We start from the raw sequence: 25,580 nt of genomic DNA, 5'->3' as shown, positions 1-25,580 counted from the left end.
GATCAGGCCTGCCCTGTGCCGATGTCGAAGAGGTTCCCCTCCGGGTCGGCCAGGGTGGTCCAGACCGCGCCGTACTCGGCGAAGTCGGCGACGTGCTTGGCCCCCAAGCCGATCGCCCGGGCGACCTCGGCCGCCACGTCCGGTGCGTGCAGATCCAGATGAATGCTGTTCTTTCCCGCAGTGCGGTCCGGCACTTGGATGAACATCAGCACCGGGTGGGCGCCGCTCTCGCGTCCGACGGTGGCGAAGAACTCCGTCGCTCCAGGGTCGACGCTGCGGTCCAGCAACGCCGCGTAGAACCCGGCGAGGTCGGCCGCGTGGGCGCAGTCGGTGGTGACGTGGCCGATGGCAAGCTCAGTCATGTGCTCTCCTTAGTGGATGGGCCAGCAGATCTCGGTCTGGAACTGGTTGGGGTCGTTGGTGTGGTCGGGCCCGACGAGGTAGACCTCGACGATGGGGTCGGCCAGGGCGATGTCATGCGCGGCGACGTGCGCGCCGAGCCACCCGTAGGTGAGGTCGCAGTCGCTGAACGGGCCGGTGTGCAGGGCGACCGCGAAACGCTGCCGCGGCAGCACGGTGAACCGGTCGTCGCCAGGGGGCGCCGACTCGGGCAGCACCGGCACGAACGCGACCACCTCACCCTCGTCCTGCTCGAAGAACTCGGCCGAGTACGTCGCACCCGCGGCCCCAGCCGGATCCAAGCCGTGGCCGGCCAGGGTTCCGTACAGCCGCGGGTAGGCCTGCCCGAACCACTCGGACACCTGGGTCCGGGCAAGCCGGGCGCTCATCCGCAGCACGGTCGACACCGGCGACTGGCGGTGGCCGACCGGCACCTGTGGTGGAGCGCCGAGCAGTCGCCGCAGCGAGACCACCACGTCCCGCGTCCGGGTGAGCTCCGCCTCCATCCGATCCAGGTGCCGGGCCAGCGCGCGCTCACGCGCAGCCTGGTCAGGCTCCCCCAGCACTTGGCGGATCTCGGCCAGCGGCATGTCAAGGTCACGCAGCCGACGGATGAGATGCGCGTCGGCGACTTGCCCAACCGAGTACCGCCGGTACCCGGTACCGGCGTCGACGGCGTCGGGAACCAGCAGCTCGATGTCGTGGTAGTACCGCAGCGTCTTGGCACCCAGGTGACACAGCCGCGAGAACTCTCCGATCGAGACATCTGATGTCATGAGTCCAGCCAAGACCTTCCAGCGACGGGAAGGTCAAGCTACCGTCAGCGGCAGGCCCAAGCGTGGCGGGCCGCCCGGCACCTGGCGACAGGGTGGATCCTAGTTGGCGTGAGCCAACCGCCCCCGAACGTTAAAGCGTCGTGCAAGACGTGGAGATCGTCGTCATATGAGTGACTACGACGTGTTCCTCGAAGACTGTCCCGCCCGCACCACACTGGATCTGGTGGCCGGCACCTGGTCGGTCGTCGTGGTGTTCGGGCTGGGAGGCGGTCCGCAACGCTACAGCGACCTGCGCGACCGAATCGGCGGGATCAGCAAGAAGATGCTCACCCAGACGCTGCGCAAGCTGGAGCGCAACGACCTCGTGGAAAGGCGGGTCTTAGCCACCGCGCCCGCGGGGGTGGAGTATCGGCTGACCGAACTCGGGCAGAGCCTGCTCGGGCCGGTGTCGGCCCTCGCCCGGTGGGCCGAGGAGCACGCCGAGGAACTCGCCGGCGACGACAGCGCCTGACCCGGCAGGGGAACCGGATGGTTCCCCACGTCCACCTAGCGTTGCCGTCATGAAAATCGGTGTTCTTGGTGCCGGGGTAATGGCCGACGCGCTCGGCACGCGGTGGGCCGCCGCCGGCCACGATTTGATGGTCGCCGGGCGGACGGCGGGCAAAGCCCAAGCATTGGCCCGTAAGTGGGGCGGACGTGCCGGCAGCTTCAAGGAAGTGGCCGAGTTCGGAGACATCGCCCTGATCGCCGTGCTCTACCAAGGGATGGCGACCACGCTGGCCGAGATAGGCGACGCGCTGCACGGCAAGCCGATCGTCGACTGCAACAACCCGGTCGAGATCGAGAACTTCACACTGGTCACAGAACCCCGCCGGTCGATGGCGCAGGACATCGAACAGGCGACCGGCGGACACGTCGTCAAGGCGTTCAACCTCTGCCATGCACGCGTCTGGCAGCTGAAACCACCAACGTTCGACGGCCGCCGTCTGGTCGTGCCCTACTGCGGTAGCCACCCCGGCGCACAAGAGATGACGCGGCACCTGATCGCCGACATCGGCGGTGAACCGCTGCCGATCGGCGACCTCCAGCAAGCCCACCACCTCGAAGCGATGGCCGCGATCGTGATCTCGTTGCTGTTCGGCGGACGTGACCCGCACACGGTCTTCAACCTCGTCGACCGCGCCACAGTCACCACGAACACGTAACCGAATCCGCCGGAGATCGCCATTCGGCACGAGCGCTCGCGCGGAGCGAGGACGCTGCGCTGCGCTGACGCACTGGACCTCCTCGAGTCACTGCGGGTGGCCGACGGCTGGCCTGCCCACGCCCGTTACTACCGGGTGTCCGCGAACATCGCGCTGCATCACGACTCCGTTGACTGGGGCGGCACGAGTACCCGCCGCGCCAACCCGTGGGTCACCGCGGACGCCCTCGCCGTACTGCGCGCCGTCGGCCGCCTCCGGCTGTAAGAAGCGTCGAGGGCGTGGCGGATCGTCCTGATGGGTCAACGGCGTGGCAGGAGTTCGAGCAGGGTCGCGTTCGCCTGGCCGCCGCCTTCGCACATCGTCTGGAGGCCGTAGGAGATGTCGTTGTCTCGCATGTGATGGAGGAGCGTTGTCATCAGGCGGGCGCCGCTGCCGCCGAGAGGGTGGCCGAGGGCGATCGCTCCCCCGAGCGGGTTCACCCGGTGGGGCGGGGCTCCGAGCTCGATCATCCAGGCGAGGACCACGGACGCGAACGCCTCGTTGATCTCCACGGCGCCGATGTCGTCCAGTGACAGCCCGGAGCGCTTCAGGAGTTTCCTGGTCGCCGGGATGGGAGCCGTCAGCATCGGCATCGGCGCGGCTCCGACCACGACGGAGGTGTGCACGCGCGCGATCGGACGCAGGCCCAGTTCGGCCGCCTTCGCCGAGGTGGTGATCAGCAGAGCGGCGGCGCCGTCGCTGATCTGTGAGGCGTTGCCCGCGGTCACCAGGCCGTCCTCCCGGAAGGCGGGGCGCAGCTTGGCCAGCTGCTCGATCGTGCCGCCGCGCCGGACACCCTCATCCTCGCTGATCACGGTGCCGTCGGCGAGTTCCACCGGGAGGATCTGGGCCGCGAACCGGCCTTCGTCGGCGGCGGCCGCGGCCTTGGCATGTGACTCGAGGCTGAACTCGTCCAGCTGGGTGCGGGTGATGCCCCACTCCTGGGCGATCATCTCCGCGCCGATGCCCTGGTTGGGGAACTCCGGGCCGTACCGCTCGATGTAGCGGTCACCCAGCGGGAAGCCGCCGGCCTGGGAGGAGCCCAGGGGGACGCGGGACATGACCTCCACTCCCCCGGCCACGGCCACGTCGTAGTGACCGGCGATGACTCCGGCCGCCGCGAAGGAGACGGCCTGCTGGGATGACCCGCACTGCCGGTCGACGGTCACGCCGGGGACGTGCTCCGGCCACCCCGCCGACAGCACGGCGGTGCGGGCGATGTCGAAGGACTGCTCGCCGACCTGGCCCACGCAGCCCCAGATCACGTCATCGATGATCGCGGGATCGATCCCGGCGCGCTCGCTCAGCCCCGTCAGCACCGCCGCGGAGAGATCGGCGGGGTGGACGGAGGACAGGCTTCCGCCGCGCTTCCCGATCGGGGTGCGGACCGCTTCGACGATGACCGCGTCTCTGTTCATGGCTGCTCCTTCGGCTGGGGGCCGATCATGTGGTGATCGTTCCGCCGGTGTTCCCGGCGAGCGCGCGGCTGATGACCAGGCGCTGGATCTGGTTGGTGCCCTCGAAGATCTGCATGACCTTCGCCTCGCGCATGTAGCGCTCGACCGGGAAGTCGCGGGTGTAGCCGTAGCCGCCGAGGACCTGCACGGCGTCGGTCGTGACCTTCATGGCGTTGTCGGTGGCGACCATCTTGGCGATGGCGGCCTCCCGGCTGAACGGGCGGCCCTGGTCCTTCAGGCGGGCGGCGTGCAGCGTCGTCGCGCGGGCGCTCTGGACGGCCGCCTCCATGTCGGCGAGCAGGAACGCGAGGCCCTGGTGCTCGATGATCGGCTTTCCGAAGGTCTGCCGCTCCTTCGCATACTCCACCGCCTGGTCGAGCGCCCCCTGGGCCAGGCCGGTGGCGACCGCCGCGATTCCCAGCCGGCCGGAGTCGAGGCCGGTCAGCGCGATCTTGAGGCCGTCGCCCTCCGCGCCGATCCTGCGGCGGGCGGGCACGCGGACGTGGTCCAGGCGCATGGTGGCGGTCGCCGATCCGGTCAGGCCCATCTTGCGCTCGGGCGGGTCAGCGCTCAGGCCTTCGGCGCCGGCCGGGATCAGGAAGCAGGAGATGCCCTTACGACCGTCCGAGGTTCGCGCCATGACCTGGTAGAAGTCGGCGTGCCCGCCGTGCGTCGTCCACGCCTTCGCGCCGTCGAGCACGTAATCGTCCCCGTCCCGGACCGCGCGGGACCGCATCGCGGCGGGATCCGAGCCCGCGTGCGACTCGCTCAGGCAGTACGCCCCGAGCAGGTCGCCGCCGAGCATGCCGGGCAGCCACTCCCGCCGCTGCTCCTCGGTGCCGAATTCGACCAGCCCGAAGCAGGACAGCGCATGCACGCTGACGCCGACCCCGACGCTCGACCAGATTGCCGCGATCTCCTCGAGCACCTGCAGATACACCTCGTACGGCTGGCCCCCGCCACCGTACTCCTCCGGATACGGCAGGCCGAGGACGCCGGCCGCGCCGAGGATCCTGAAGACCTCGCGCGGGAACTCCTCGTCGGCCTCGGCCCTGGCCGCCCGGGGCGCGAGCTCCTTGCCGGCGAGTTCCCGGACGAGGCCGATCAGGTCGGCGCTCTCACTGGTGGGCATGACACGTGACGCGGGCATGGACAATCCTCCGAGAACCAAACTCAGTACTACAGTATCAGTTCTGGTACTCTGCCATAAGGTCGGCGTCATGCCACTTCCAGGGAAAGCTCGCGCGCGCCGCGAGGAGATGCTGGTTCAGCTCCGCGAGCTGTTCCTGACCGAGGGATTCTCTTCGTTCAACATCGGGGACCTGGCGGAACGGCTGCGCTGTTCGAGAACCACTCTGTATGCCGTGGCCCCGAGCAAGGAGCAGATCGTTGTCGCAGTCGTGCGCTCGTTCTTCAAGACCGCGGCGGAACGCATCGAGGCCCGGGTCGCGGCCTCCGCGGACCCGGCCAGGCGGCTGGCGATCTACCTGGAAGCCGTCGCCGCGGAACTTCAACCGGCCTCGGCCATGTTCTTCGCCGACGTGGCCGACTTCGGCCCGGCCAACGACGTCTACCAGGAGAACACACAATACGCGGCCCGCCGGGTCCAGGCTCTCGTGACCGAGGGAGTGCGCGCCGGAGCCCTGCGCCCCGTGCACGCGTCATTCGTGGGGGCCGCCGCGGCCGAGGTCATGGGCGCGATCCAGCGCGGGACGATCCAGGCCACCACCGGGCTGGACGCCGCCGAAGCCTACCGCCAGCTCGCCGACCTGGTCATGACCAGCCTGACCGATCCGAAAGAACGGACGCGTGAGGGGGGCCGATGAAGGAGCATGACCAGCCTGGCCGATCCGGAAGAGCGGACGACCGAATCACCTACCGCGAGGGGGGCCGATGAAGGAGCGTGACCAGCCTGGCCGGTCCGGAAGAGCGGACGACACCGTGAATGCCGATACCGGCCCGCTGGCGGGCTTGCGCGTCCTGGAACTCGCCGGGCTGGGACCAGCCCCGCACGCGGCCATGGTGCTGGCGGATCTCGGCGCCGACGTGGTCCGGGTGGACCGGCCGAAGGGACGGGGGCTGCAGCTGGGGAACCCCGGCGAAACCGATGTCGTGCTGCGCGGCCGACGCTCTATCACCGTCGACCTGAAGGAGCCGGAGGGGCGCGCGCTCGTCCTGGCTCTCGCGGAGCGCTCCGACGTCATGATTGAGGGCTTGCGCCCCGGCGTCGTGGAGCGGCTCGGAGTCGGGCCGAAGGAGTGCCTGGAGCGCAACCCCCGGCTGGTCTTCGGGCGGATCACGGGATGGGGTCAGGACGGGCCATGGGCCCAGGACGTCGGTCACGACATCAACTACATCGGGCTGACCGGCGCGCTGCACGCCATGGGCCGAGCCGGTCACACGCCCGCTCCCCCGCTCAACCTCGTCGGCGACTTCGGCGGCGGCTCCATGCTGCTGCTGGTCGGCGTGCTGGCCGCGCTCTGGGAACGCTCCCTGTCGGGAAGGGGGCAGGTGGTCGATGCCGCGATGGTCGACGGGACCGCTCTGCTGAGCCAGATGACCCTGGCCCTTCGCGGCATGGGCGAGTGGCGTGACCAGCGGCAGGGCAATCTGCTTGACGGCGGCGCCCCGTTCTACGACACCTACGCGTGCGCCGACCAGCGGTACGTGGCGGTGGGCGCGCTGGAACCCCAGTTCTTCTCGGCGCTGCTGGACGGGCTAGGCATCGACGCGACCGAGTTCGGGGAGCAGCACGACCGGGCGTGCTGGCCGGAGATGAGAAGGCGCTTCACGACCACGTTCGCGACCCGCACCCGCGAGGAGTGGGCCGCGCGTTTCGCGGGCACCGACGCGTGCGTCACCCCTGTGCTCACCTTCGCCGAGGCGGCCGGGCATCCCCAGCTGGCGGCACGCGGCACGTACGTCGAGGTGGACGGCGTGGTTCAGTCAGCGCCCGCACCGAGGTTCTCCAGAACTCCCAACGCACCGCCGACGCCGGTCGACAGCCTGACGCTGAGCGCGGAGGAGATCCTCACGCGATGGGCGCGCTGAGACGCGGTGTAGCCGCCCGCACCTAGGTTCTCCAGAACTCCCAACGCGCCACCGGCGCCGGTCGACAGCCTGACGCTGAGCGCGGAGGAGATCCTCACGCGGTGGGCGCGCTGAGACGCGGTGTAGCCGCCGCCCTCGCCGGTCCATACATCGCTGTATCCGAGCGAGGGCAGCGCCTCGACGATCTCCCTGTGCTGGTGCGGCCCGAGCCCCGGCATCGGCATCGGCATCGGCATCGGCATCGGCAGGGTGACGCCAACGCCCTGCTCACTCATTCGAGTTCGGCTGCGCGACAGCGTCCTCGATCTGCTCGGTCAGTAATTCGGCGAGCCTTGCCACCCGTTCGACGGCCTCGACCGCCTCGGCCGCCGGAACCGAAATGCTCAGCCGGGTCGCGCCGGCCGCGACGTACTCCGCCAGCCACGCGGCGATCTGGGCATCCTCCCCCGCGCCACACAGGTGGAGTAGGCGAGAGGCGGCAGGGCCGAACCAGCGACCGAGGCTCGATTCGAGCTGTTCCTTGGAGGACGCGCACCAGACATTGAGACCGAACCAGTCCGGAGCGGGACGGCCCAACGCCGCCGCACGCTGGACGATCTCCCGGCGTGTCTCGCGGTACCGGCGCGGCGTGCACAACAACCCCAGCCAGCCGGATCCGTAGGTGGCAGCGCGCTCGATAGCCGCCTTGCCGGATCCGGCGATCACCAGGGGCGGGGTGGGACCCGTCGGCGAGATCGACGCCTGCTCCAGGTCGAAGTGCGCGCCATGGTGGTCGATCACCTCGCCGCGCATGAGCCGGGTCAGCACGTCGAGGCTCTCGTTGAGGCGCTCGCCGCGGCGGCGGGGATCGACGCCGCAGTTGGAGACCTCCCTGGGGTCGTCGCCGCCCGCCCCGACGGCGAGGACGAGACGTCCAGGCGCGAACGAGGTCACGGTGGCGAGCTGCCGAGCGGCGACGAGGGGGTGCCGCAGTGCCAGCTGGAAGGCGCCGACGATCACGCGGAGCCCGGGCCCGGCCGCCAGGAGCGCCGCCGCCGCGACGAGACCGTCGATACCCTGGCCGCCCCGATAGCTGACGTGGTCACCCACCGACACATGGTCGAGGCCGGCGTCGCGGACGGCCTGGGCGAACCGTGCGAGATCGGTGGCGGTGAGCAGGTCCGGCTGGATCGCGATCCCCACCGCGCAGGCCCTGCGCGGCGCGGTTCCCCCCGGAGCCTTCATCGGTCGGCCTGAACCGGATCGAGGCCGTAGAGCTCGTTGTGCTCGCCCAGCGCCGGGACATCGGGACACGCCGTGATGGCCTGGCCGTCGAAGAGCAGCGGTTGCCGGACGGACCGGTGACCTGACGAGAGGTCGAGCAGGAGCCGCCGTGCCTTGACCTGCGGGTCGTCGAACACGTCCGAGGGACGGCGCACGTGGCCGCAGCTGACACCCCGTTGTTCGAGTCGGCGAATGACGTCACCAGATTCTCGCGTGGCTAGCGCACGGCTCAGGAGCGTACGCAACTCGTCGGCGCGACTCTCCCGTTCGCCAGTGCGAAGATCGCCGAGATCGCCCAGCTCCAGCACGTCGCAGAGCGCGGCCCACTGCGGATCCTCACCGGCGATCGCGAGCGTCACCTCACCGCCGTCCCCGCACCGGAACACCCCATACGCCGGTTCCCGAGGCGGATAGCCCGTGGTCTCGTCATCCGTCAGATGTCCGGCCATCCGCACCGCCTGCCAGGCCACCAGGCAGTCGAGCATCGAGACGTCGACATGCGACCCGCCGCGAGCGTGACGTGCGACCAGACCGCTCAGCACCCCGATGACAGCGAAAACTCCCGCCACAAGATCAGCCGTCGGGACCACGCCGACACCGTCGGGAGCCCCATCAAGCAACCCGGCCCGTCCCTGCACGGTGAGGTCGTGGCTGCCGAGTTCACGATCCGGCCCGGTCTGACCATAACTCGACACCGATGCGATCACCAGATCCGGGAAATCACGCCGAAGCTCTTCCGGCGGGATGCCCAGTCGTTTCATCACTCCGGGCCGGAAGCCCTCGATCAGCACATCGGCGTCCGCCAGCAACGACCGCAGGGCCGCCTGCCCCCGAGGGGTCTTGAGATCGAGCGCGATGGACCGCTTGTTGCGGTTCAACGCCCGGAAGAGCGCCGTGTGCCGCCGAGTGGGGTCACCAGAAGGCCGCTCGACCATGGTCACCCGCGCGCCGAGATCGGCCAGCACCATGGCGGCGAAGGGCCCGGGATACTGCTCGGCCAGGCTGACGACGACGACTCCCGCCAGAGGTCCGGAACCCATCCGACCGCCAGAAGTCCGGCGCTCATCCAACCCGCCAGAGGGTCCGGAACTCGTCCGGCCGCCAGAAGTCCGGCGCTCATTCGATTCGCCGGCGGGTCCGGAGCTCATCCGGCTGTCCACCGGGGTTGACGGCGTTCGGCGAACGCGCGCGGGCCCTCCACGAAATCCGGATGCGACCAGTGGGATCGCACGAGCGACCAGCCGTACTCGGCGGCCTGGGAATAGGGCATCTCCGTCGACGCCCACACGGCCTGCTGGGAGAGGGAGACGGCCTGCGGCGAGTTGGCGGCGATGTCCCGGGCGATCTGCAGCGCCGTCTCCATGAGCTGATCGGGCGCGGTCAGCTCGTCGACCAGGCCGAGCTGGTAGGCCCGTGCCGCGGGGAGGCGGAAGTTGCGCCCCTGGAGCGTCATGCGGAGCGCCGTGCCGAGCGGGAGCCGCCTGGCCAGGCCGGTGTTCTCGATGCCGCCCACCTGCCCCACGTTCACATGGGTGTCGAGGAACTCCGCGTGTTCGACGGCGACCACGATGTCGCTGTCGACGACGAAGTGCAGGCCGCCGCCGGCCACCAGCCCGTTGACCGCGCAGATGACCGGCTTCCACACGCGGTTCTGCCGGGAGGTGAAGTGCAGCTCGTCGGAGATGTTGCCACTGCCCATGGCGACCCGCCCGGTCTCCGCCACGGAGTCGACGTCGACGCCGGTGCAGAAGTGCCTGCCGCCCGCGCCCGTGATGATCACGCAACGGATCTCGGCGTTCATCCGCACCTCCTCCCAGACGGCCCGGAACTGCGGGAACATCGCCACGGTGAGCGAGTTGCCACGGGCGGGACGGTTCAGGGTGATCCGCGCGATGCCGTCGGCGACGTCGAACAGCAGATCGGCGTCGGCATCCTCGGGCAGGGCGCCGAACGGCACAGGCATGGGAACTCCTCGGTGGTTCTGGTTGGTACGCCTAACGCCCGGTCGCCCTGGAATGCGTCAGCGGCGTGACCGGAAGGTGCTCCCGCTCCGCCAGGACGTGGTGGTGCGACGCCAGGGAGTGCGCGCGCATCAGCGTCGTCGCCTGGTGCCTGTCACCCGCCGCGATGGCCGCGATGATCATGCGGTGGGTCTGCAGGACGCGGCGCTGCTGCTCCAGCGCGGGGTAGCTGGCCGTGATGGCGACGACGTCGGCCCACTCGAGCTCCTGGGTCGACCAGAGGCCCGCGAGCGCTCCGGCCGTCAGCGTGAGCGTCGCGTTCCCGCACAGCCGGACGAGCGTCTCGTGGAACTCCCGGCCGATGAGGGTGAACTGGTGCGCGACACCGAGCGCGCCCTCCTGCTTGTCCACCAGCTCGTTGAGCTGCGGGACGACTTCGCGCTGCCGGTCGGGACGGGACGCCGCGACCCCGGCGCAGAGCGGTTCGATCTCGCTGATGGCGTCCGCCAGGTCGCCGACGGTGACCTCATGGAAGCGGAGCAGGAGTCCTAAGCTGTAGGTGGTGCTGATCTGGGACGGCGCGTGGACCACCGCCCCGCCCTGGTTCCCGCGCCGCACCGACACGAGTCCTTCCGCCTCCAGGATGCGCAGCGCCTCCCGATACGACGGCCGGCTCACGTTGAGCTCGCGCATCATCTCCTCCTGCCTCGGCAGGAGCGAGCCCTCCGGCAGTTCCCCGCTGATGATCTTGTTTCGGATCAGATCCGCCACCATGTCCGCGATGGCGGGCTGCGCCATCTGCGGGAGGGTTCCGACAGGCTGCCGGACTAGGTCGGAGTCGCTGCTCACGCAGCCTCCTTCTGCTTTCCTCGGTCTTCCACCGTCACGGGAACTTACTGTACAAAGATAACACAGTTAGCGTGTTGTGGTGGACCAGTCAGGAGACGATGATGACGACTGAAGGTTGCGCTCAGATGACCTTCGCGCACGCGTTCTGGCAACGGTGTCGCGAGCACCCTCACCGTACGGCGCTCGCCACGGCGGAGGCGCAGCTCTCCTACCGGGAGCTCTATCGCCGGGCGGGAGCGGTGGGCCGGGCGCTTCGCGAGCTCGGGGTCGGGCGCGGTGACCGGGTGGCGGTGCTCGCCCCGAACCGGCTCGAGGTGGCGCTGCTCATGGTGGCCGCGGCCACGGCCGGCGCCGTCGTCGCGCCGGTGAACTGGCGGCTCTCGGCCGAGGCGGCCACGGCGGTCGTGGCGGATCTGGCGCCGAAGGCGGTCTTCGCGACGAGCACGTTCGCCGAGGTGGCGCGGGCCGCCACGGACGTCGCGGTGGTGGACCTCGACGAAGGCGATCCCCGGTGGCTGGGGCTCGGCGCGTCCGGGGCGAACGGGATCGACCCGCACGCGGTCCGCGGCTCCGACCTGATCACCATCATGTCGACCAGCGGATCGACGGGGCGGCCCAAGGGCGTGGCGATCTCCCAGGCCGCGATGGTGGCCCGCGCGCTGGTGCTCCACGCCGAGCTGGGCGTCGAGCCGTCCGACGCCTTCATCGGCTGGGCGCCGCTCTTCCACATCTCCTCGGCCGACTACCTGTACGCCACGCTCGCCCTGGGCGGCACTTTCGTGCTCCTCGAACGCTTCGACGCCGACATCATCGCGACTGAGCTGGTCACCCGCGAGGTGGGCTGGCTGTTCCTGATCCCCGGCGTGATCGACGACGTACTCCGCGCGCTGGACGGCCGACGCCCCCGCTCGCTCAGATGCGCCGGGGCGATGGCGGACCTGGTCCCCGCCGAGCAGCTCCGCGAAGCGGAGCGCCGGTTGGGGGCGCCCTACCTGAACACGTTCGGGAGCACGGAAGCGGGCCTGGTCCCCGGCGCGTCGAGGCTCACCTGGGACGGCGACCAGCCGATTCTCGACAAACGCCCCACCCTGTTCTGCCAGCACCGCGTCGTGGACGCCGACGGCGCGGACGTCGAGCCGGGCTCGGCCGGTGAGCTCTGGCTGCGCGGCCCGACGCTGTTCAGCGGCTACTGGTCGGACGGCGGCGTGTCGAGGGCGGAGTTCGCGAACGGCTGGTTCAGGACCGGAGACCTCGTCCGCGCCGGGGCCGACGGCGCCCTCTCCTTCGTGGAACGGCGCGGGCGCATGTTCAAGTGCGGCGGCGAGAACGTGTATCCCGCCACCATCGAGCGGGCCCTGCTGAGCCATGAGGCGGTCGCCGAGGCGACGGTCGTCCCGGCGGCCCACCCGCGGTTCGGGCAGGTGCCGGCGGCCTATGTGGCGCTGGCCCACCAGGCCGACGCGCGCGAGGTGCTGGAGTCCGCGACGGCGGCGCTCGCCCGCTTCGAGCGCCCTCAGGCGGTGCACGTCCTGGCGGCGGAGGAGTTCCCGAGAGGCGTGACCGGCAAGGTCGAGCGAGGCCTGCTCGCCGCGGCGCACCCGGCCTGCGGACCCGGCTGCTTCATCTCCAGCCGTTGACTATCTTCTAAAAGATAGCTTAGATAGCCGTCACCAACCTCACAAGTCAGGAGAGCCGCATCGTGATATCCAGGCCGTCGTCGACCTTCGTCCGCGTCGAGGTGGCGGATCGTGTCGCGTGGCTGACGCTCGACCGCCCGCGGGCGAAGAACGCCCTCAACCGCGAGATGTACGCGGCGGTGCGCGATGTGGCCCGCGCCGTGCGCACCGACACCTCCATCGACGCCCTCGTCGTCCAGGGCTCGTCCGGGTCCTTCGCCGTGGGCGGCGACCTCAAGGAGATGCTGGCGCTGCTCTCGTCCGCGGACCCCGCGGCGATCCTGTCGTACGAGGACGACCTGCCGTTCGAGGCGCTGCGGCAGGTTCCGAAGCCGACCGTCGCGGTCATCGACGGCCTGTGCATGGGCGGCGGTCTCACCCTGGCCATGATGTGCGACCTGCGCCTGGCCACGGCGACGTCCACCTTCGCCATCCCGGAGGCCCGGGTGGGGATCGTGGACGGGCACCTCCCGCGCCTGCTGCGGGGGCGGGTTCCGGACGCCGTGCTGCGTCGCTGGATGTACACGGGTTCGCCGTTCACGGCCGAGGAGGCCATGCGGGCCGGGCTGCTGTCCGAGGTCGCCGAGGACGCCGGCGACCTGGACGCACGGGTTCGCACCCTGCTCGACCAGCTCAAACAATCCTCGCAGGCGGCCATCGCGAAGCTGAAGTCGATCTTCAACGAGGCGATGCCGCTGCCGTCCATGAGCGATGCCTACGACTCGCTCCTGAGCGAGGAAGCACGACTTCATCTCCACAGGTTCGGGGCGAGAGTGAAGCCGGATGTCCCACAAGTTCCACCAGGTGATGAAGGGAACGACCAGTGATTCACAAGAAGACGAGGACCGCTGCCGCGGCATGCGGCCTCGCGGCGACGATGGTTCTGGCGGGCTGCGGCGGCGCGTCCGAATCCTCGTCCGAGGGTGACTACCCCATCGGGATGTCCATGGACCTGTCCGGCGCGATCTCCTTCAACGGCAAGCCGGCGGCGGCGGGATTCAAGGCCTACGTCGCCGACCTCAACAGCCGAGGCGGGGTGCACGGCAAGAAGATCGACCTCAAGGTCCTCGACGACGGCTCCGACGTCGCCAAGGGCCGGGCCAACGTCCAGCAGTTCGTGTCCGAGAAGCGGCTGGCCACGTTCGGCTTCATCCTCTCCAACCTCAGCCTGGCCACGCTGCCCGTGGCCGCCCAGAGCAAGATGCCGATCGTCGGTCTCGGCGGTCCCGCCAGCCTCTTCGACCCGGTCCAGTCGTACTACTTCTCCTACGAGCTCCGGGCGGAACGCCTGGAGTCGGCCATCCTGAACTACCTCGCCACGCGCGCGCAGGAGGACGGGATCGAGAAGCCGCGCATCGCCGTCTTCTCCGTCGACACGCCCTCCAACCGCGACATGGTCAAGCTCGCGACCCAGGACATCGCCGCTCGGGGCTGGACGGCCGCGACGGTCCAGTACATGCCCGTCGCGCCGACGGACGTGACCGCGCAGGCGTCCGAGATCAAGGCGAGCAACCCCGACTACGTCCTGATGAGCCACAACGACGCCGGATCGCTCGTCGCGGTGCGCGGGCTGCGCGCGCAGGGCGTGGACGTGCTCGTGGTGAACCAGTGGGCGGGCTCGTCCGACGCCACCCTGAAGCAGCTCGGCGACAAGTACGCGGCGTTCCGCACCTACGCGAGCCCGACCGAGACGGGCAATTCCGCCGTCGACGCGATGAAGGCGGCGGCGACCAAGGCGGGCGAGGCGAACAACATGACCAATCCGTACTTCACGCAGGGCTGGGTGGCCGGCTCCCTGCTGGAGAAGACGCTCCAGGCCTGCGGCGCGCAGTGTTCGACCGGGGAGAGCTTCCGGAACGCCATGGAGAAGCTCGGCGACATCGACACGAACGGCCTTTCCGGGCCGCTGCAGGTGAGCGCCGACAGCCACGAACTGGTGAAGACCGTGCGCTTCTTCACCTGGGACCAGAGCGCCGACCAGGCCAAGCCGCTGACGGACTGGGTCAAGGCCGTCTCATGATCGTCTTTGTCTCGCGGCGGAGGGTCCGCCGATGCTGACCCTCCTGCTCGGCGCGCTGACGCTGTCGGCCATCTACGCCCTGGTGGGCTTCGCCTGGGTGCTGCTGCGGCGGACGAACGGCATCCTGAACCTGGCCACCGGCGCCCAGCTGGCGATCGGGGCGTTCATCTTCAACCAGTTCGCGACCAGCTGGCAGCTGCCGTGGCCGGTGGTGGTGCTCGGCACCCTGGCCACCGTGGCCGCGCTCGGCGCCGTGACGCACTGGGTGGTGTTCAAGAAGCTGTCGGGGCAGCCCGAGTTCGCGCTGGTGGTGGCCACGCTCGGTCTGGCGAGCGCGCTCAAGGGGGTCAGTTCCCTCATTTGGGGCACCGAGGCGCGCGTCATGCGGGAACCGGTGCCGACCCAGGTGATCACCTTCGGCGATCAGATGACGACCACCCTGTACGGCCTGTGCGGGCTCGGGGCCGCCGTCCTGGTGTTCGCCGCGGCGCACACGTTCTTCAAGTTCTCGATCGTCGGGATCCGGATGCGGGCGGCGGCGGAGAACCCGGTGCTGTCCGCGCAGGGCGGCATCGCCGTCGACTGGGTCTACGTGCTGGGGTGGGCGATAGCGCTCACCGTGGCGGCCATCGCGGGGATCATGTACGCGTACCAGACCGCGCTGAGTTTCCACGGCGTGGAGGCGCTCGGCATGCGCGGTCTCGCGCCGGCCCTGATCGGCGGCCTCACCAGCGTCCGGGGCGTGATTCCCGGCGCCCTGATCGTGGGCCTGGCCGAGACGTTCGGCACCAAGGTCTTCGGCGGCTCGTTCCAGGACGTGGCCGCCTGGATCGTCATCCTCGTGGTGCTGCTGATCCGGCCCCAGGGACTGTTCGGAGACAAGCAGGTGCAGCGGGTATGACGACGGTACGGACCTTCTTCGACACCGCCGCGACCACGAGCCGGGGCCCGGCGCTGCGGCGTGTCGCGATCCTGGCCCTGGTCTGCGTCCTGCCGCTCGCGCTGCGGGACTACCAGCTCTCCCTGGTGACCACCGCCCTGATCGCGGCGCTGGGCGCGCTCGCCCTGACGCTGGTCACCGGGTTCGTCGGCCTGGTGACGGCGGGAAACAGCGCGCTGCTGGCGCTGGGCGCGTACGGCGCGGCCATCGGAGCCGTCCAGCTGGAGCTGCCCTTCCTGGTGGTGCTCGTCGGCTCGGTGCTCGTCGGAGCGGTGGTCGGGCTGCTCGCGGGCCTGCCTGCGCTCCGGGTGTCGGGCATCTACCTGGCCATCGCCACCCTCGCCCTGCACTTCATCCTCATCTTCGTGTTCAACGAGTACCAGACCCGCGCGGTGGGGTCGGCGGGGTTCTTCCTCCCGACGGCCTCGATCGGCGGCCTGCTCATCGACAACGCCATCAAGTGGTACGCGGTGCTCGTCGTGGTGGTGCTCGCCACCTGGCGTTTGGTGGAGAACCTCAAGAAGAGCAAGTTCGGCCGCGCGTGGATGCTGATCAGGGACACGCCGCTGGCGGCGGCGAGCCAGGGCATCTCGCTGCCGGCCTACAAGCTGGCGGCCTTCGTGGTCTCCTCCGCGATCATCTCGATGTCGGGAACGTTCCTCGCCTACTACCAGCAGGCGGTCTACATCGAGAACTTCACGCTGGAGCTGGCCATCCAGTACATCGCGATGGTCATCATCGGCGGCATGGGCTCGAGCGGCGGCGCCATCGCCGGCGCGTGCTTCGTCGTCCTGCTGCCGCCCATGTTGTCCCGGGCGATCGCGCTGCTGCCCTCCGACGCCGTGGTGGCGGGCTTCCTCCAGCAGAACCTGGGCGACTTCCAGCTGATCATCTACGGCACCCTGGTCGTGGTGTTCCTGGTCTGGCGGCCGGACGGCCTGGCAGGTCTCGGCCAGCGGGTGGCGGCCCTGCGGATGCCGTCCAGGAAGGGCGCGCGATGAACGGCCCGCTGCTGGAGGTCCGGTCCCTGACCGTCTCGTACGGCGGTGACAGCGTCGCGGTGGACGGCGTCGACCTGGTCGTACGCGAGGGCGAGGTCTGCCTCGTGCTGGGCGCCAACGGGGCGGGCAAGACGTCCCTGCTGCGCGGGATCGGCGGGTTCGCGTCGAGCGAGCCGGGACGGGTGCGCGGCGGGCGGGTGACGTTCGCCGGCGCCGACGTCACGGGCCTGTCGCCGCGCGCCATGGCCAGGCGCGGGCTGGCGCTCGTGCCGGAGGAGGCCAAGGTCTTCGCGAGCCTCACCGTGGACGAGAATCTCCGGGCCGTCCCCATGTCCGGGAGCAGGGCGGTGCGGCGGGCGCTGGTCGACGAGGTCACCGCGATGTTCCCGTTCATCGCCGAGCGGCTGAACCTGCCCGCCGGTCAGCTCAGCGGCGGGGAGCGGCAGCTGCTGGGCATCGCGCGCTCGCTGCTGCTGAAGCCGCGGCTGCTGATGGTGGACGAGGCTTCGCTGGGCCTGTCGCCGATCGCGGTCGAGCTGGTCTTCGACATGCTGCGCTCGGTGGTGGCGTCCTGGGGCACGACCTTGCTGGTGGTCGAGCAGAACGTCCGCGCCGCGCAGAGCATCTCGGACAACGCGTACGTGCTGGAGACCGGTTCCGTGGTGCTGAGCGGCCCGGCGGGCGACGTGCTCGGCAGCGAGCGGGTCCGGCAGACCTACCTCGGCCTGGAGATGTGACGATGTCGGCTGAAGCGAAGAACGACGCGGTGCGTACCGAGGGACTCGACGTCTGGCTGGGCGGCACGCACGCCGTGTGCGGCGTCACCGTGGCGTTCGCGGCGGGGCGGACCTCGGGCCTGGTCGGCCCCAACGGCGCGGGCAAGAGCACGCTGCTCAACTGCGTCAGCGGGCTCGTCCCCGCGAGCTCGGGCGAGGTCTACCTGTACGGCGACCGGACGACCGGCATCAAACCCCACCAGCTCGCGCTCCGGCGGATCAGCCGGTCCTACCAGGGCGCCCAGCTGGTCGGCGAGCTCCCGGCGGTGGACAACGTGATGGTGGGCGACCATGTGGGCCTGCGTACCGGCCTGGTCTCGGCGGCGCTCGGCCTGCCCAGGGCCCGCAGAGCCGAGCGCGCCGCGCGGGAGCGAGCGCTGCACGCGCTCGAACGGGTCGGCCTGGCGCAGTATGCCTTCCGGCCCGTCAAGGAGCTTCCTTACGGCATCCAGAAGCGGGTCGACCTGGCCAGGGCACTGGTCAGCGACCCGCGCTGCATCTTCCTGGACGAACCGGCGGCCGGGCTCTCGCGCGCGGAGAAGGAGGAGGTGGTGGAGGTCCTCGCGGGTCTGCGGGTGGCGGGCGGGCCGACGCTGGTCGTGGTGGAGCACGACATGCGTGTGATCAACCAGCTCTGCTCGGAGGTCGTGGTCCTGGCGGCGGGGGCCGTGCTCGCCGCCGGGCCGCCGGAGACGGTGCTGAACTCGCCGGAGGTCGTCGCGGCCTATATCGGGCGCGGCTCGAAAGAACAGGTGGAAAGCGAGTGAATCCCCTTCCGCGGCTTCTGGACACCTGGCTGGGCGGCGACGCCGGCCTCCGGGTGGATGGCGCCGACGTGCGGAAAGCGTCGTTGATGGGGCGGGTGAGCGCCGTCGGCGAGCAGTTGCGCTCGCTCGGGGTCGGCAGCTCGTCCCGGGTGGCGACCTACATGGACAACAGCGAGGAGGCGATCGCCGTCTGGTTCGCGTCGGCGCTGCTCGGCTGCCTGGAGGTGCCGCTCAACACGAACTACCGCGGCGAGCTGCTCACCTTCCTGCTGCGCGATTCCGGCGCGCAGGTCGTCTGCTGCGACGCCCAGCACCTGGCCACCGTGCTGGCGTGCGTCGAGGGCACCGACGTCCGCCATGTCCTGGTGTCCGGCGCGGCGGAGGAGGTCCTGGGGAGAACGACGGTCCATCCGCTGGCTCCCGCGTCGGGCGCGGCGGACTACGGGAAACTGGTCTCGGCCACGTCGTCAGGCGTGGTCCTCTACACCTCCGGCACCACCGGGCCGTCCAAGGGCGTGCATCACTCGCAGGAGTCGTGCGTGGAGCTGGCCCGCGCCGTCGCGCGGCTCAACGGCTACGGTCCCGGCGACGCCCTGCTCAACTTCTTCCCGCTCTACCACCAGAACGCCCGGTACACGGGAGTCACCGCCGCGCTCGTCGCCGGGTGCGGCTTCCAGCTCGACCGCGCGTTCAGCAGCTCGCGCTTCTGGGAGATCTGCCGCGCGGGCGGGATCACCGCGTTCAACTACCTGGGCTCGGTGCTGGGGATGATCCTCAAGGCGTCGCAGGAGCTCAGCGCCGCGGAAGCACGTGATCACGCGGTCAGGCTCGCCTGGGGTGCCGGGGCGCAACGCGAGGTCTGGGCCCAGTTCGAGGACCGCTTCCGCGTGGCCATCACCGAGGTGTACGGGCTGAGCGAAGCGCCGATGGCGACGATCAACCGGTCCTCCGACCCTTCCCCCGTCGGATCCGTCGGCCGTGAGGGCGATCTCTTCGCGGTGCGGGTGATGCGGCCCGACGGCCAGGAGGCGGACCCGGGCGAGGTCGGAGAGATCTGTCTGCGTCCGAAGCGGCCGGACATCTTCATGCGGGGATACCTGGGCAGAGCGCAGGACACCGTGAAGGCCACCCGGGACCTGTGGTTCTGGACGGGCGATTCGGGCTGGCTCAACCCGGACGGGGACCTGTTCTTCAGCGATCGCATCAAGGACGCGATCCGGCGCAAGGGGGAGAACATCTCGGCCTGGGAGGTCGAAACCGTCCTGCTCGCGCAGGCCGAGGTCCTCGACTGCACCGTGTACGCCACCCGCCCGGACACCTCCGACGAGGACGAGGTAATGGTGGCCCTGGTCCTGGCACCGGGAGCCGACCTGGACGAGGTGATCGCCCGCGCCGCCGAGGACATGCCCCGGTACGCGCTCCCCCGCTACTGGCGCGTGCTCCCGACGCTGCCCCGGACGCCGACCCACAAGGTGGAGAAGGCGCGCCTGCGGGCGGAAGGTCTGACCGCCGACGTGGTGGACCGCCTGACAAGCAACGATTCAACCGACAGGTGAGTGAACTAAGTGGACTTGGACATCAAGGGCAGGGTGGCGATCGTCACCGGCGGCAGCAAGGGCATCGGCCTGGCCGCCGCCGAGGAGCTTGGCCGGGCCGGCGTCAGGCTGCTCCTGTCGGCTCGGGGGGAACCTGAACTGACGGCTGCGGTGGCCCGGCTGCACGAGGCGGGAGTCGACGCCGTCGCGCACGTCGCCGACGCCGCCGAGCCCGGTGCCGCCGACGGCATGTACGAGGCCGCGGTCGCCGCGTACGGGCAGGTGGACATGGCGGTGTGCGTGGCCGGCGGCGGGCACGGCCCGCTGCGCACCTTCGACTGGCGGGACTGGATCCGGCTGTACGAGCTCAACGTGCTCAGCGCCGTGGCCCTGGCGATGAAGTGCGTGCCCGCCATGCGCGAGCGCAAATGGGGGCGCGTCGTCTTCGTGGGTTCGACGGCCGCGCGGGAGGCAGACCCGCGCTGGGCGGCGTACGGATCGTCGAAGGCCGCGCTCCTCCACGCGGCGAAGTCGCTGGCCCTCGCCTACGCGAAGGACGGGGTCCTGACCAATTGTGTTCATCCTGGCCTCACCCGGACTGAGGGAATCGTGGCGGGCTACCAGGCGCAGGCGGAACGCCTCGGATCGACCCCCGAGGAGGTCGAGCGCCGCATGCTCGAACTGCAGCCCATCGCGGCGGGACGGGTCGGCGAGGCCCGCGAGATCGCGGACGCCATCGCCTTCCTGTGCTCGGAACGGGCGTCGTGGATCGCGGGCGCGTCGCTCCAGGTGGACGGGGGAACGATCCGTGTCACTCCCTGAACGGAACGGCCAAGGGCCGGGGCGGCCGGGGCACGGCCCGGCCGATCTCGCCGAGGAGGTGCGAACCTGGTGCCGGTCCGAGGACGCCGCCGGCTGGCGTGAGCGCATGAGCGCTTCGAACCCGGCGGAGCGGGCCGAGCTGCAGCGGGAGTGGTTTCTCCGGCTGGCCGGGCAGGGCTACGCCTTCCCGCACTGGCCCGCCGCCTGGGGTGGCGGGCGCTCGCGAGCCGATCAGCTGACCATCGCTCGGGAGCTCATCCGGGCCGGCGCGCCACGCCTCGATCTGCACTTCGTCGCGCTCTACCACGCCGCGGCCACGCTCATCACCGCCGGATCGGACGAGCAGCGGACGGAATACCTGCCCGCGATCCGCGCCGGGCAGCGGTGGTGCCAGGGGTTCTCGGAGCCGGGCGCGGGCTCCGACCTGGCGAGTCTGCGCACCCGCGCCGAGCGGCGCGGCGACCACTACGTGCTCAACGGCCACAAGACGTGGTCCAGCGGCGCCACGCAGGCGGAGATGTGCCTGCTGCTGGCCCGCACGGGGGGTCCGGGGCGAGCGGGCATCTCCTACTTCCTGCTCGACCTCTCGGCCCCTGGCGTGTCGGTCCGGCCGATCCGGAACGCGAGCGGGCACGAGGAGTTCGCCGACATCTTCCTCACCGACGTCGTGATTCCGGTGACGGCCCTGGTCGGCGCGGAGAACGAGGGCTGGCGGACCGCGAACGCCACCCTCGGCGAGGAACGCGGGCTCACCATGCTCGAGCGATCCGAGGAGATGGTCGCCGGCCTGCGGTACCTGACGCTGGAGGTGGCCGCGCTGCCGCCCGGCGAGCGGACCGCCGCCCTTGAGACTCTGGGGTGTTACGCCGAGCGGGTGGAGTCGTTCCGGCTCCTGGTCGCCCGCGTCCTGGACGCGTCGATCGACGGGACGGACACCGCCGCGGCCTCCATCCTCAAGCTCGTCTACAGCGAGCTGCTGCAGGACATGAGCAAGGATGGGTTGGCCCTGGCGGGGCTGGCCGGGCACGAAGGCGAGCACGGCCGGTCGGGAGCGTGGCAGACCGGTCACTGGTTCGACGACTACCTGAGCTCGTGGGAGTGGACCATCGGCGGCGGCTCCAACGACGTGCTCCGCAACGTCGTCGGCGAGCGCATCCTGGGCCTGCCCAGAGGAGGCTCCCGATGACCGCCGAACGTGCGAGCTTCCGGCAGGTCGTGCAGCGCGTGCTGGCCGACTCCTGGCCCCCGCTCGCCGAGTACGCCTCCAGCGGCGCGCTTCCCCCCGACGCGGTGCGCCTGCGCCAGGTGTCCCACGGTCTGGGCTGGTGGGACCTCGAGGACGAGGACGACGGGTTCGCGTTCGCGTCGATCGCCATCCAGGAACTGGGCGGCGCCCTCGGCCCCGGCGAGCTGCTGGCGGGCCTGTGCGTCAATCCGGTGATCCCGGCGGATCCCGGCGGGGTCGCGTGCTCGTGGGGCTCCGATCCGCGACGGGACGCGCCACCGAAGCTGGCGGATGTGCGCGTCTCGGGTGAGATCTCCTGGTGCCTGGGCGACGTAGAGCGGGTGCTGGTCTTCGCGGAGGACGACGGCGAGCCCGTCGCGGTCCTGGTCAGGTCGCATGGACAACGGCTGGAGGAGATGAGCGCCTCCGACCCGACGCGCAGATTCTGGCGCCTCGTCATGGACGACGCTCCGCTCGACACCATCCTCGCCCGAGGTGATCAGGCGACCGCTCTGAAGCTCGCGGTCGAGCGGCGAATCTCCGTGGGCCTCGCGCTCGACAGCCTTGGAATCGCCAAGAGCGCGCTCGCGCTCTCCGTGGCGTACGCGAAGATCAGAGAGCAGTTCGGGGCGCCGATCGGTTCCTTCCAGGCGGTCAAACACCACTGCGTGAACATGTTCGTCCTGGTCGAGTCGGCCGATGTCCTGGTGGAGGCGGCGGTGGCGCAGTCCAGCGACACGTCGATCGCCATGGCCAAGGCGGCCAGCTGTGACGCGGCGGCCGAGGTCACGCGGCTGGCCCTGCAGATCCACGGAGGCATCGGCTACACCTGGGAGCACCCCTGCCACCTGCTCGTACGACGAGCCAAGCTCAACCAGGCCCTCGGCGGCAGCACCCGCTCGCTGCGGCGCTCCGTAGCCGAAGGCCTGCTCCAGGACATCCCATCGCCCGGTGAGAGGAGATGATTGCCGTGCTCGACTTCACCATGGGAGAGTCCGCCGCCGAACTGCGTGGCAGATTGCGGCGAATGGTGGCCGACTTCTTCCCACCGGACTTCCTGGGCGCCTTCACCGACGACCCGGCCGACCTGGCGATGACGCAGCGCTTCTCGCGCCTGCTCGCCGACGAAGGACTGCTGACGGTGGCCTGGCCCCGCGAGTTCGGCGGCTCCGACGGCTCGGTCTGGGAACAGACGGTGGTCCGCGAGGAGATGTGGGCACACCACGAGCCACGAGGAGCCCAGTACATGGGCCTGAACTGGGTCGGCCCCGCGATCATGGCGTACGGGACGGCGGAGCAGAAGGCCCGGCACCTGCCCCCCATCGCCACGGGCGAGGCGATCTGGTGCCAGGGGTTCAGCGAGCCGGGAAGCGGCTCCGACCTCGCCTCCCTCCAGACGCGCGCGACGCGGGTCGGCGACCATTGGGAGATCACCGGCCAGAAGATCTGGACCTCCTACGCCGGCATGGCCGGCTGGTGCGTGCTCGCCGCCAGAACGGGCGCCAAGGACAGCGGCCGGCGGGGCATCTCGCTCTTCCTGATTCCGATGGACCGCGAGGGCATCACGGTCCGGCCCGTCCACAGCATGCTCGGCCCGCATCACCTCAACGAATGCTTCTTCGACTCCGTCGTCGCGACCGACGGCGAGATGCTCGGCGAAGTCGACTCGGGCTGGGGCGTCATGCGGGCGGCTCTCGCCCACGAGCGCGTCGGCATCGCCAGGTACGCGCGCTGCGAGCGCCTGCTGTGGCTGCTGCGAGACATGCTCCGCCACGAATGGTCCGATCACGACGAAGGGCTCAGAAACGACTGGGCCAGCGCTCTGGTCCAGGTACGGGTGGCGCGCCTGCTGGCCTATCGCGCCGTCGAACGCCAGGAAGGAAACAGAATGGTCGACCTGGAAGCCAGCCAGGCGCGAATCGCGGCCACCACCTGCGACCAACAGGTCGCCGAAGTGGTGTCCCAGCTCCTCGGCCCGCGTTCCCTCCTCGGCCCGGCGGCCAACGCCCCCTCTCACGGAGCGTTCGAAGACCACTGGCGATACGCCCAGGCCGCGACGGTCGCATCCGGAACGATCGAGATCCAGCGCGAGATCGTGTCCCGCGAGCTGCTCGGCCGCCAGGCGGTGGCCTGATGCGGATCGAACTGCCGGAGACGGCACTCGACTTCGGACGAGTCGCCGACACCGCCCTGCGCGGCGCGGGAGGCGTGGATCTGGCGCGTGACGCGGAGTCCGACCCGAGTGCCGCCGCCAAAGCGGAGGAGTGCCTGGCGAGCATCGGCCTGTACGACATCGACCCGCGCGACGGCCTCGACGACGCCGTCGCCGCGGCCGAGCTGTGCCGGGTGGGCGGCAGCCACGCCGTGCCGTTCCCCCTGGCCGCGGTCCTGCTCCGCACCTCCCCCGGAACGCCTTTCGCGCTCGTCGACGCCCACCATCCCGTCATCGACCACGCCCTGACCGCCGGAACCTGGACGGCCGCGACCCTCACCGGAGACCTGTTCGACGCCGAACCCGTCGCCGCCGTCGACTCGAAGGTCGCGCCGTTCGCGATGACCGTCCGGCTGCGGCCCACGGGCGGCACGGCACCCGTGCTCGACCGGCGGCTCAGCCTGGTGCTCGGGGCCTATCACCTGCTCGGGATCGGGCAACGAGCGCTCAAGCTCGCGATCGCCCACACCAAGGTCCGCAAGCAGTTCGGTCAGCACCTCAGCGACTTCCAGACCATCCGGCACAGCCTGGCCGACCAGTCAGTCGGGCTGGAGGGCTTGGACCTGCTGTGCCGCTTCAGCCTGTGGAGCACGTTCACCGACTCCTCCCCCTCGCTGGTCGACGCCCTGAGCGTGCGCCTGGAGGCGCAGCGGGTCGTCAAGCTCGCGTTGCGCGTGGCACAGCAGCTGCACGGCGCGTCCGGCTTCGCCGACGAATACGACATATCCGTTCTCGTACGCCACGCCCAGCCGGGACTCCGCCTCCCCACGGACCGGGGGGCGACCCTCGCCCTGCTACGCGCCGCCATCGAGGAGTTCGGCTTCGCCGGGCCCTTCTCCCTCGCGGAAAAGCAGGGCGCAGGCTGAGCCGGTCCGCTCCGCGTGCGGCGTCCGTACCAGGGCGGCGCTCCGGTCAGGTTGATCGCGCGGCGGAAGGCACCCACGTATGGGCTCCCGCTGCCCCGTTCGATGCAGTTCGCTGGAGAAAGGTCGACAACCGTGAATTCGTTCCACGCGGAGCTCGCTCGGGTATGCGCCGAGCTGGAGACGCCGCTCTTCGGCGTGACGGGCGACAGTAACCTGTTCTTCGTCGACTCGTTCGTTCAGCGCGGGGGACACTACGTCGCCGCGACCCACGAGGGTGCCGCGGTGCTGATGGCGGCGGGGTACGCGAGCGTCTCGGGCCGGGTGGGCCTCGCCACCATCACGCAGGGAGCTGTCACCAACACCGTCACAGCGCTCGCCGACGCGACCCGATCGCACCTGCCGCTGGTGCTGTTCGCCGGGGAGACGCCGTCCTGGGACCACGACAACGTGCAGCGCGTCCCCACGGACGCGATCGTGCGCTCGTCTGGAGCCGAGTACCTGCGGCTCGACCACCTGGCCGACGCGGACGACGTCCTCTCCCTCGCGTTCCGCCGCACCCGCCGCGCCGCGCAGCCCGTCGTCGTGGGCATCCCCACCGACTACGCGCACGAGCCCTGCTCCCTGTCCACGTCTCTGTCCGCGTCTCAGTCCACGTCCACGTCCACGTCCACGTCCACGTCCACGTCCCCGTCCACGTCCACGTCCACGTCCACGTCCACGTCCCCGTCCACGTCCACGTC

The 25,580-nt window shown here is 70.3% G+C and carries 27 protein-coding genes; 19 read left to right on the top strand and 8 right to left on the bottom strand.

What is annotated here, in order from left to right; translation table 11 throughout:
• Positions 1 to 2 precede the first annotated feature (2 nt).
• Both Aple_RS19385 and Aple_RS19380 read right to left on the bottom strand, forming a co-directional pair.
• The gene (locus Aple_RS19385; protein ID WP_155346037.1) at positions 3 to 362 is read right to left on the bottom strand and encodes a VOC family protein; all 360 of its coding nucleotides are present in this window, start codon (positions 360 to 362) and stop codon (positions 3 to 5) included.
• A gap of 9 nt (positions 363 to 371) precedes the next feature.
• A complete protein-coding gene (locus Aple_RS19380) occupies positions 372 to 1,175 on the bottom strand; it encodes a MerR family transcriptional regulator (RefSeq protein ID WP_155346036.1) in 804 nt (267 codons plus the stop codon).
• Positions 1,176 to 1,341: 166 nt separating this feature from the next.
• Here Aple_RS19380 and Aple_RS19375 point away from each other — a divergent pair, with 166 nt between their 5' ends.
• The 3 genes from Aple_RS19375 to Aple_RS19365 all read left to right on the top strand — a co-directional run bounded on the left by Aple_RS19375 (position 1,342) and on the right by Aple_RS19365 (position 2,644).
• Positions 1,342 to 1,686, top strand: a complete 345-nt coding sequence (locus Aple_RS19375; RefSeq protein WP_155346035.1) for a winged helix-turn-helix transcriptional regulator — start codon at positions 1,342 to 1,344, stop codon at positions 1,684 to 1,686.
• Positions 1,687 to 1,735: 49 nt separating this feature from the next.
• Complete coding sequence (locus Aple_RS19370; RefSeq protein ID WP_155346034.1) at positions 1,736 to 2,380, top strand: NADPH-dependent F420 reductase; 645 nt, start codon at positions 1,736 to 1,738, stop codon at positions 2,378 to 2,380.
• A 96-nt stretch (positions 2,381 to 2,476) separates the two neighbouring features.
• Positions 2,477 to 2,644 (top strand): hypothetical protein, encoded by a 168-nt coding sequence (locus tag Aple_RS19365; protein WP_155346033.1) that lies wholly within the window; start codon positions 2,477 to 2,479, stop codon positions 2,642 to 2,644.
• Positions 2,645 to 2,679: 35 nt separating this feature from the next.
• Here Aple_RS19365 and Aple_RS19360 read toward each other — a convergent pair whose 3' ends face one another.
• Together Aple_RS19360 and Aple_RS19355 are read right to left on the bottom strand one after the other, a co-directional pair.
• Positions 2,680 to 3,837 carry a thiolase family protein gene (locus Aple_RS19360; RefSeq protein ID WP_155346032.1) on the bottom strand — a complete coding sequence of 386 codons (1,158 nt, stop codon included), beginning with the start codon at positions 3,835 to 3,837 and terminating at the stop codon, positions 2,680 to 2,682.
• Between the two features lie 25 nt (positions 3,838 to 3,862).
• Complete coding sequence (locus Aple_RS19355; protein WP_155346031.1) at positions 3,863 to 5,026, bottom strand: acyl-CoA dehydrogenase family protein; 1,164 nt, start codon at positions 5,024 to 5,026, stop codon at positions 3,863 to 3,865.
• Positions 5,027 to 5,096: 70 nt separating this feature from the next.
• Between Aple_RS19355 and Aple_RS19350 the strand changes: the two genes are divergently transcribed.
• Both Aple_RS19350 and Aple_RS19345 read left to right on the top strand, forming a co-directional pair.
• A complete protein-coding gene (locus tag Aple_RS19350) occupies positions 5,097 to 5,702 on the top strand; it encodes a TetR/AcrR family transcriptional regulator (protein WP_155346030.1) in 606 nt (201 codons plus the stop codon).
• 67 nt (positions 5,703 to 5,769) lie between these two features.
• Complete coding sequence (locus Aple_RS19345) at positions 5,770 to 6,927, top strand: CaiB/BaiF CoA transferase family protein (RefSeq protein ID WP_155346029.1); 1,158 nt, start codon at positions 5,770 to 5,772, stop codon at positions 6,925 to 6,927.
• A gap of 267 nt (positions 6,928 to 7,194) precedes the next feature.
• Here the strand turns inward: Aple_RS19345 and Aple_RS19340 are convergent, their stop codons facing one another.
• The 4 genes from Aple_RS19340 to Aple_RS19325 form a co-directional block, all read right to left on the bottom strand.
• Positions 7,195 to 8,151 carry an LLM class flavin-dependent oxidoreductase gene (locus Aple_RS19340; protein ID WP_155346028.1) on the bottom strand — a complete coding sequence of 319 codons (957 nt, stop codon included), beginning with the start codon at positions 8,149 to 8,151 and terminating at the stop codon, positions 7,195 to 7,197.
• Positions 8,148 to 9,230: a CaiB/BaiF CoA transferase family protein gene (locus Aple_RS19335; protein ID WP_170321560.1), complete on the bottom strand. Its 1,083-nt coding sequence runs from the start codon at positions 9,228 to 9,230 to the stop codon at positions 8,148 to 8,150. Before Aple_RS19335 ends, Aple_RS19340 begins: the two co-directional genes overlap by 4 nt.
• Positions 9,231 to 9,334: 104 nt before the next feature.
• Positions 9,335 to 10,153, bottom strand: a complete 819-nt coding sequence (locus Aple_RS19330) for an enoyl-CoA hydratase/isomerase family protein (protein WP_155346026.1) — start codon at positions 10,151 to 10,153, stop codon at positions 9,335 to 9,337.
• Positions 10,154 to 10,184: 31 nt separating this feature from the next.
• Positions 10,185 to 11,000, bottom strand: coding sequence for a FadR/GntR family transcriptional regulator (locus tag Aple_RS19325; protein WP_155346025.1), 816 nt, complete (start codon positions 10,998 to 11,000; stop codon positions 10,185 to 10,187).
• Between the two features lie 125 nt (positions 11,001 to 11,125).
• Here Aple_RS19325 and Aple_RS19320 point away from each other — a divergent pair, with 125 nt between their 5' ends.
• From Aple_RS19320 to Aple_RS19255, 14 genes are all read left to right on the top strand, one after another.
• The gene (locus Aple_RS19320) at positions 11,126 to 12,637 is read left to right on the top strand and encodes a class I adenylate-forming enzyme family protein (protein ID WP_170321559.1); all 1,512 of its coding nucleotides are present in this window, start codon (positions 11,126 to 11,128) and stop codon (positions 12,635 to 12,637) included.
• Positions 12,638 to 12,699: 62 nt separating this feature from the next.
• Complete coding sequence (locus tag Aple_RS19315; protein WP_170321558.1) at positions 12,700 to 13,503, top strand: enoyl-CoA hydratase/isomerase family protein; 804 nt, start codon at positions 12,700 to 12,702, stop codon at positions 13,501 to 13,503.
• On the top strand, positions 13,500 to 14,696 hold the full coding sequence (locus Aple_RS19310; RefSeq protein WP_155346022.1) for an ABC transporter substrate-binding protein: 1,197 nt from the start codon (positions 13,500 to 13,502) through the stop codon (positions 14,694 to 14,696). The genes Aple_RS19315 and Aple_RS19310 overlap by 4 nt, the downstream gene beginning before the upstream one ends.
• Before the next feature lie 31 nt (positions 14,697 to 14,727).
• Complete coding sequence (locus Aple_RS19305; RefSeq protein ID WP_155346021.1) at positions 14,728 to 15,597, top strand: branched-chain amino acid ABC transporter permease; 870 nt, start codon at positions 14,728 to 14,730, stop codon at positions 15,595 to 15,597.
• Positions 15,594 to 16,637 (top strand): branched-chain amino acid ABC transporter permease, encoded by a 1,044-nt coding sequence (locus Aple_RS19300; protein WP_155346020.1) that lies wholly within the window; start codon positions 15,594 to 15,596, stop codon positions 16,635 to 16,637. Before Aple_RS19305 ends, Aple_RS19300 begins: the two co-directional genes overlap by 4 nt.
• On the top strand, positions 16,634 to 17,374 hold the full coding sequence (locus Aple_RS19295) for an ABC transporter ATP-binding protein (RefSeq protein ID WP_218038413.1): 741 nt from the start codon (positions 16,634 to 16,636) through the stop codon (positions 17,372 to 17,374). Before Aple_RS19300 ends, Aple_RS19295 begins: the two co-directional genes overlap by 4 nt.
• A 2-nt stretch (positions 17,375 to 17,376) precedes the next feature.
• Positions 17,377 to 18,180 (top strand): ABC transporter ATP-binding protein, encoded by an 804-nt coding sequence (locus Aple_RS19290; protein WP_155346104.1) that lies wholly within the window; start codon positions 17,377 to 17,379, stop codon positions 18,178 to 18,180.
• A complete protein-coding gene (locus Aple_RS19285) occupies positions 18,177 to 19,736 on the top strand; it encodes an AMP-binding protein (RefSeq protein WP_155346019.1) in 1,560 nt (519 codons plus the stop codon). The genes Aple_RS19290 and Aple_RS19285 overlap by 4 nt, the downstream gene beginning before the upstream one ends.
• A gap of 9 nt (positions 19,737 to 19,745) precedes the next feature.
• Positions 19,746 to 20,537, top strand: a complete 792-nt coding sequence (locus Aple_RS19280; RefSeq protein WP_155346018.1) for an SDR family NAD(P)-dependent oxidoreductase — start codon at positions 19,746 to 19,748, stop codon at positions 20,535 to 20,537.
• The gene (locus Aple_RS19275; protein WP_155346017.1) at positions 20,524 to 21,723 is read left to right on the top strand and encodes an acyl-CoA dehydrogenase family protein; all 1,200 of its coding nucleotides are present in this window, start codon (positions 20,524 to 20,526) and stop codon (positions 21,721 to 21,723) included. Before Aple_RS19280 ends, Aple_RS19275 begins: the two co-directional genes overlap by 14 nt.
• Positions 21,720 to 22,727 carry an acyl-CoA dehydrogenase family protein gene (locus tag Aple_RS19270; RefSeq protein ID WP_155346016.1) on the top strand — a complete coding sequence of 336 codons (1,008 nt, stop codon included), beginning with the start codon at positions 21,720 to 21,722 and terminating at the stop codon, positions 22,725 to 22,727. Before Aple_RS19275 ends, Aple_RS19270 begins: the two co-directional genes overlap by 4 nt.
• On the top strand, positions 22,724 to 23,896 hold the full coding sequence (locus Aple_RS19265) for an acyl-CoA dehydrogenase family protein (RefSeq protein ID WP_155346015.1): 1,173 nt from the start codon (positions 22,724 to 22,726) through the stop codon (positions 23,894 to 23,896). Before Aple_RS19270 ends, Aple_RS19265 begins: the two co-directional genes overlap by 4 nt.
• Entirely contained in the window at positions 23,896 to 24,840 is a 945-nt protein-coding gene (locus Aple_RS19260) for an acyl-CoA dehydrogenase family protein (RefSeq protein WP_155346014.1), read from the top strand. The genes Aple_RS19265 and Aple_RS19260 overlap by 1 nt, the downstream gene beginning before the upstream one ends.
• Positions 24,841 to 24,972: 132 nt before the next feature.
• A partial coding sequence (locus tag Aple_RS19255) for a thiamine pyrophosphate-binding protein (protein WP_246264616.1) occupies positions 24,973 to 25,580 on the top strand: 608 nt, incomplete at its 3' end.

It is taken from the genome of Acrocarpospora pleiomorpha (assembly GCF_009687885.1).
Classification (GTDB): Bacteria; Actinomycetota; Actinomycetes; order Streptosporangiales; family Streptosporangiaceae; genus Acrocarpospora; species Acrocarpospora pleiomorpha.
The sequence above is the reverse complement of the archived record's forward strand: the minus strand, read 5'-3'. Positions and strand labels throughout refer to the sequence as shown.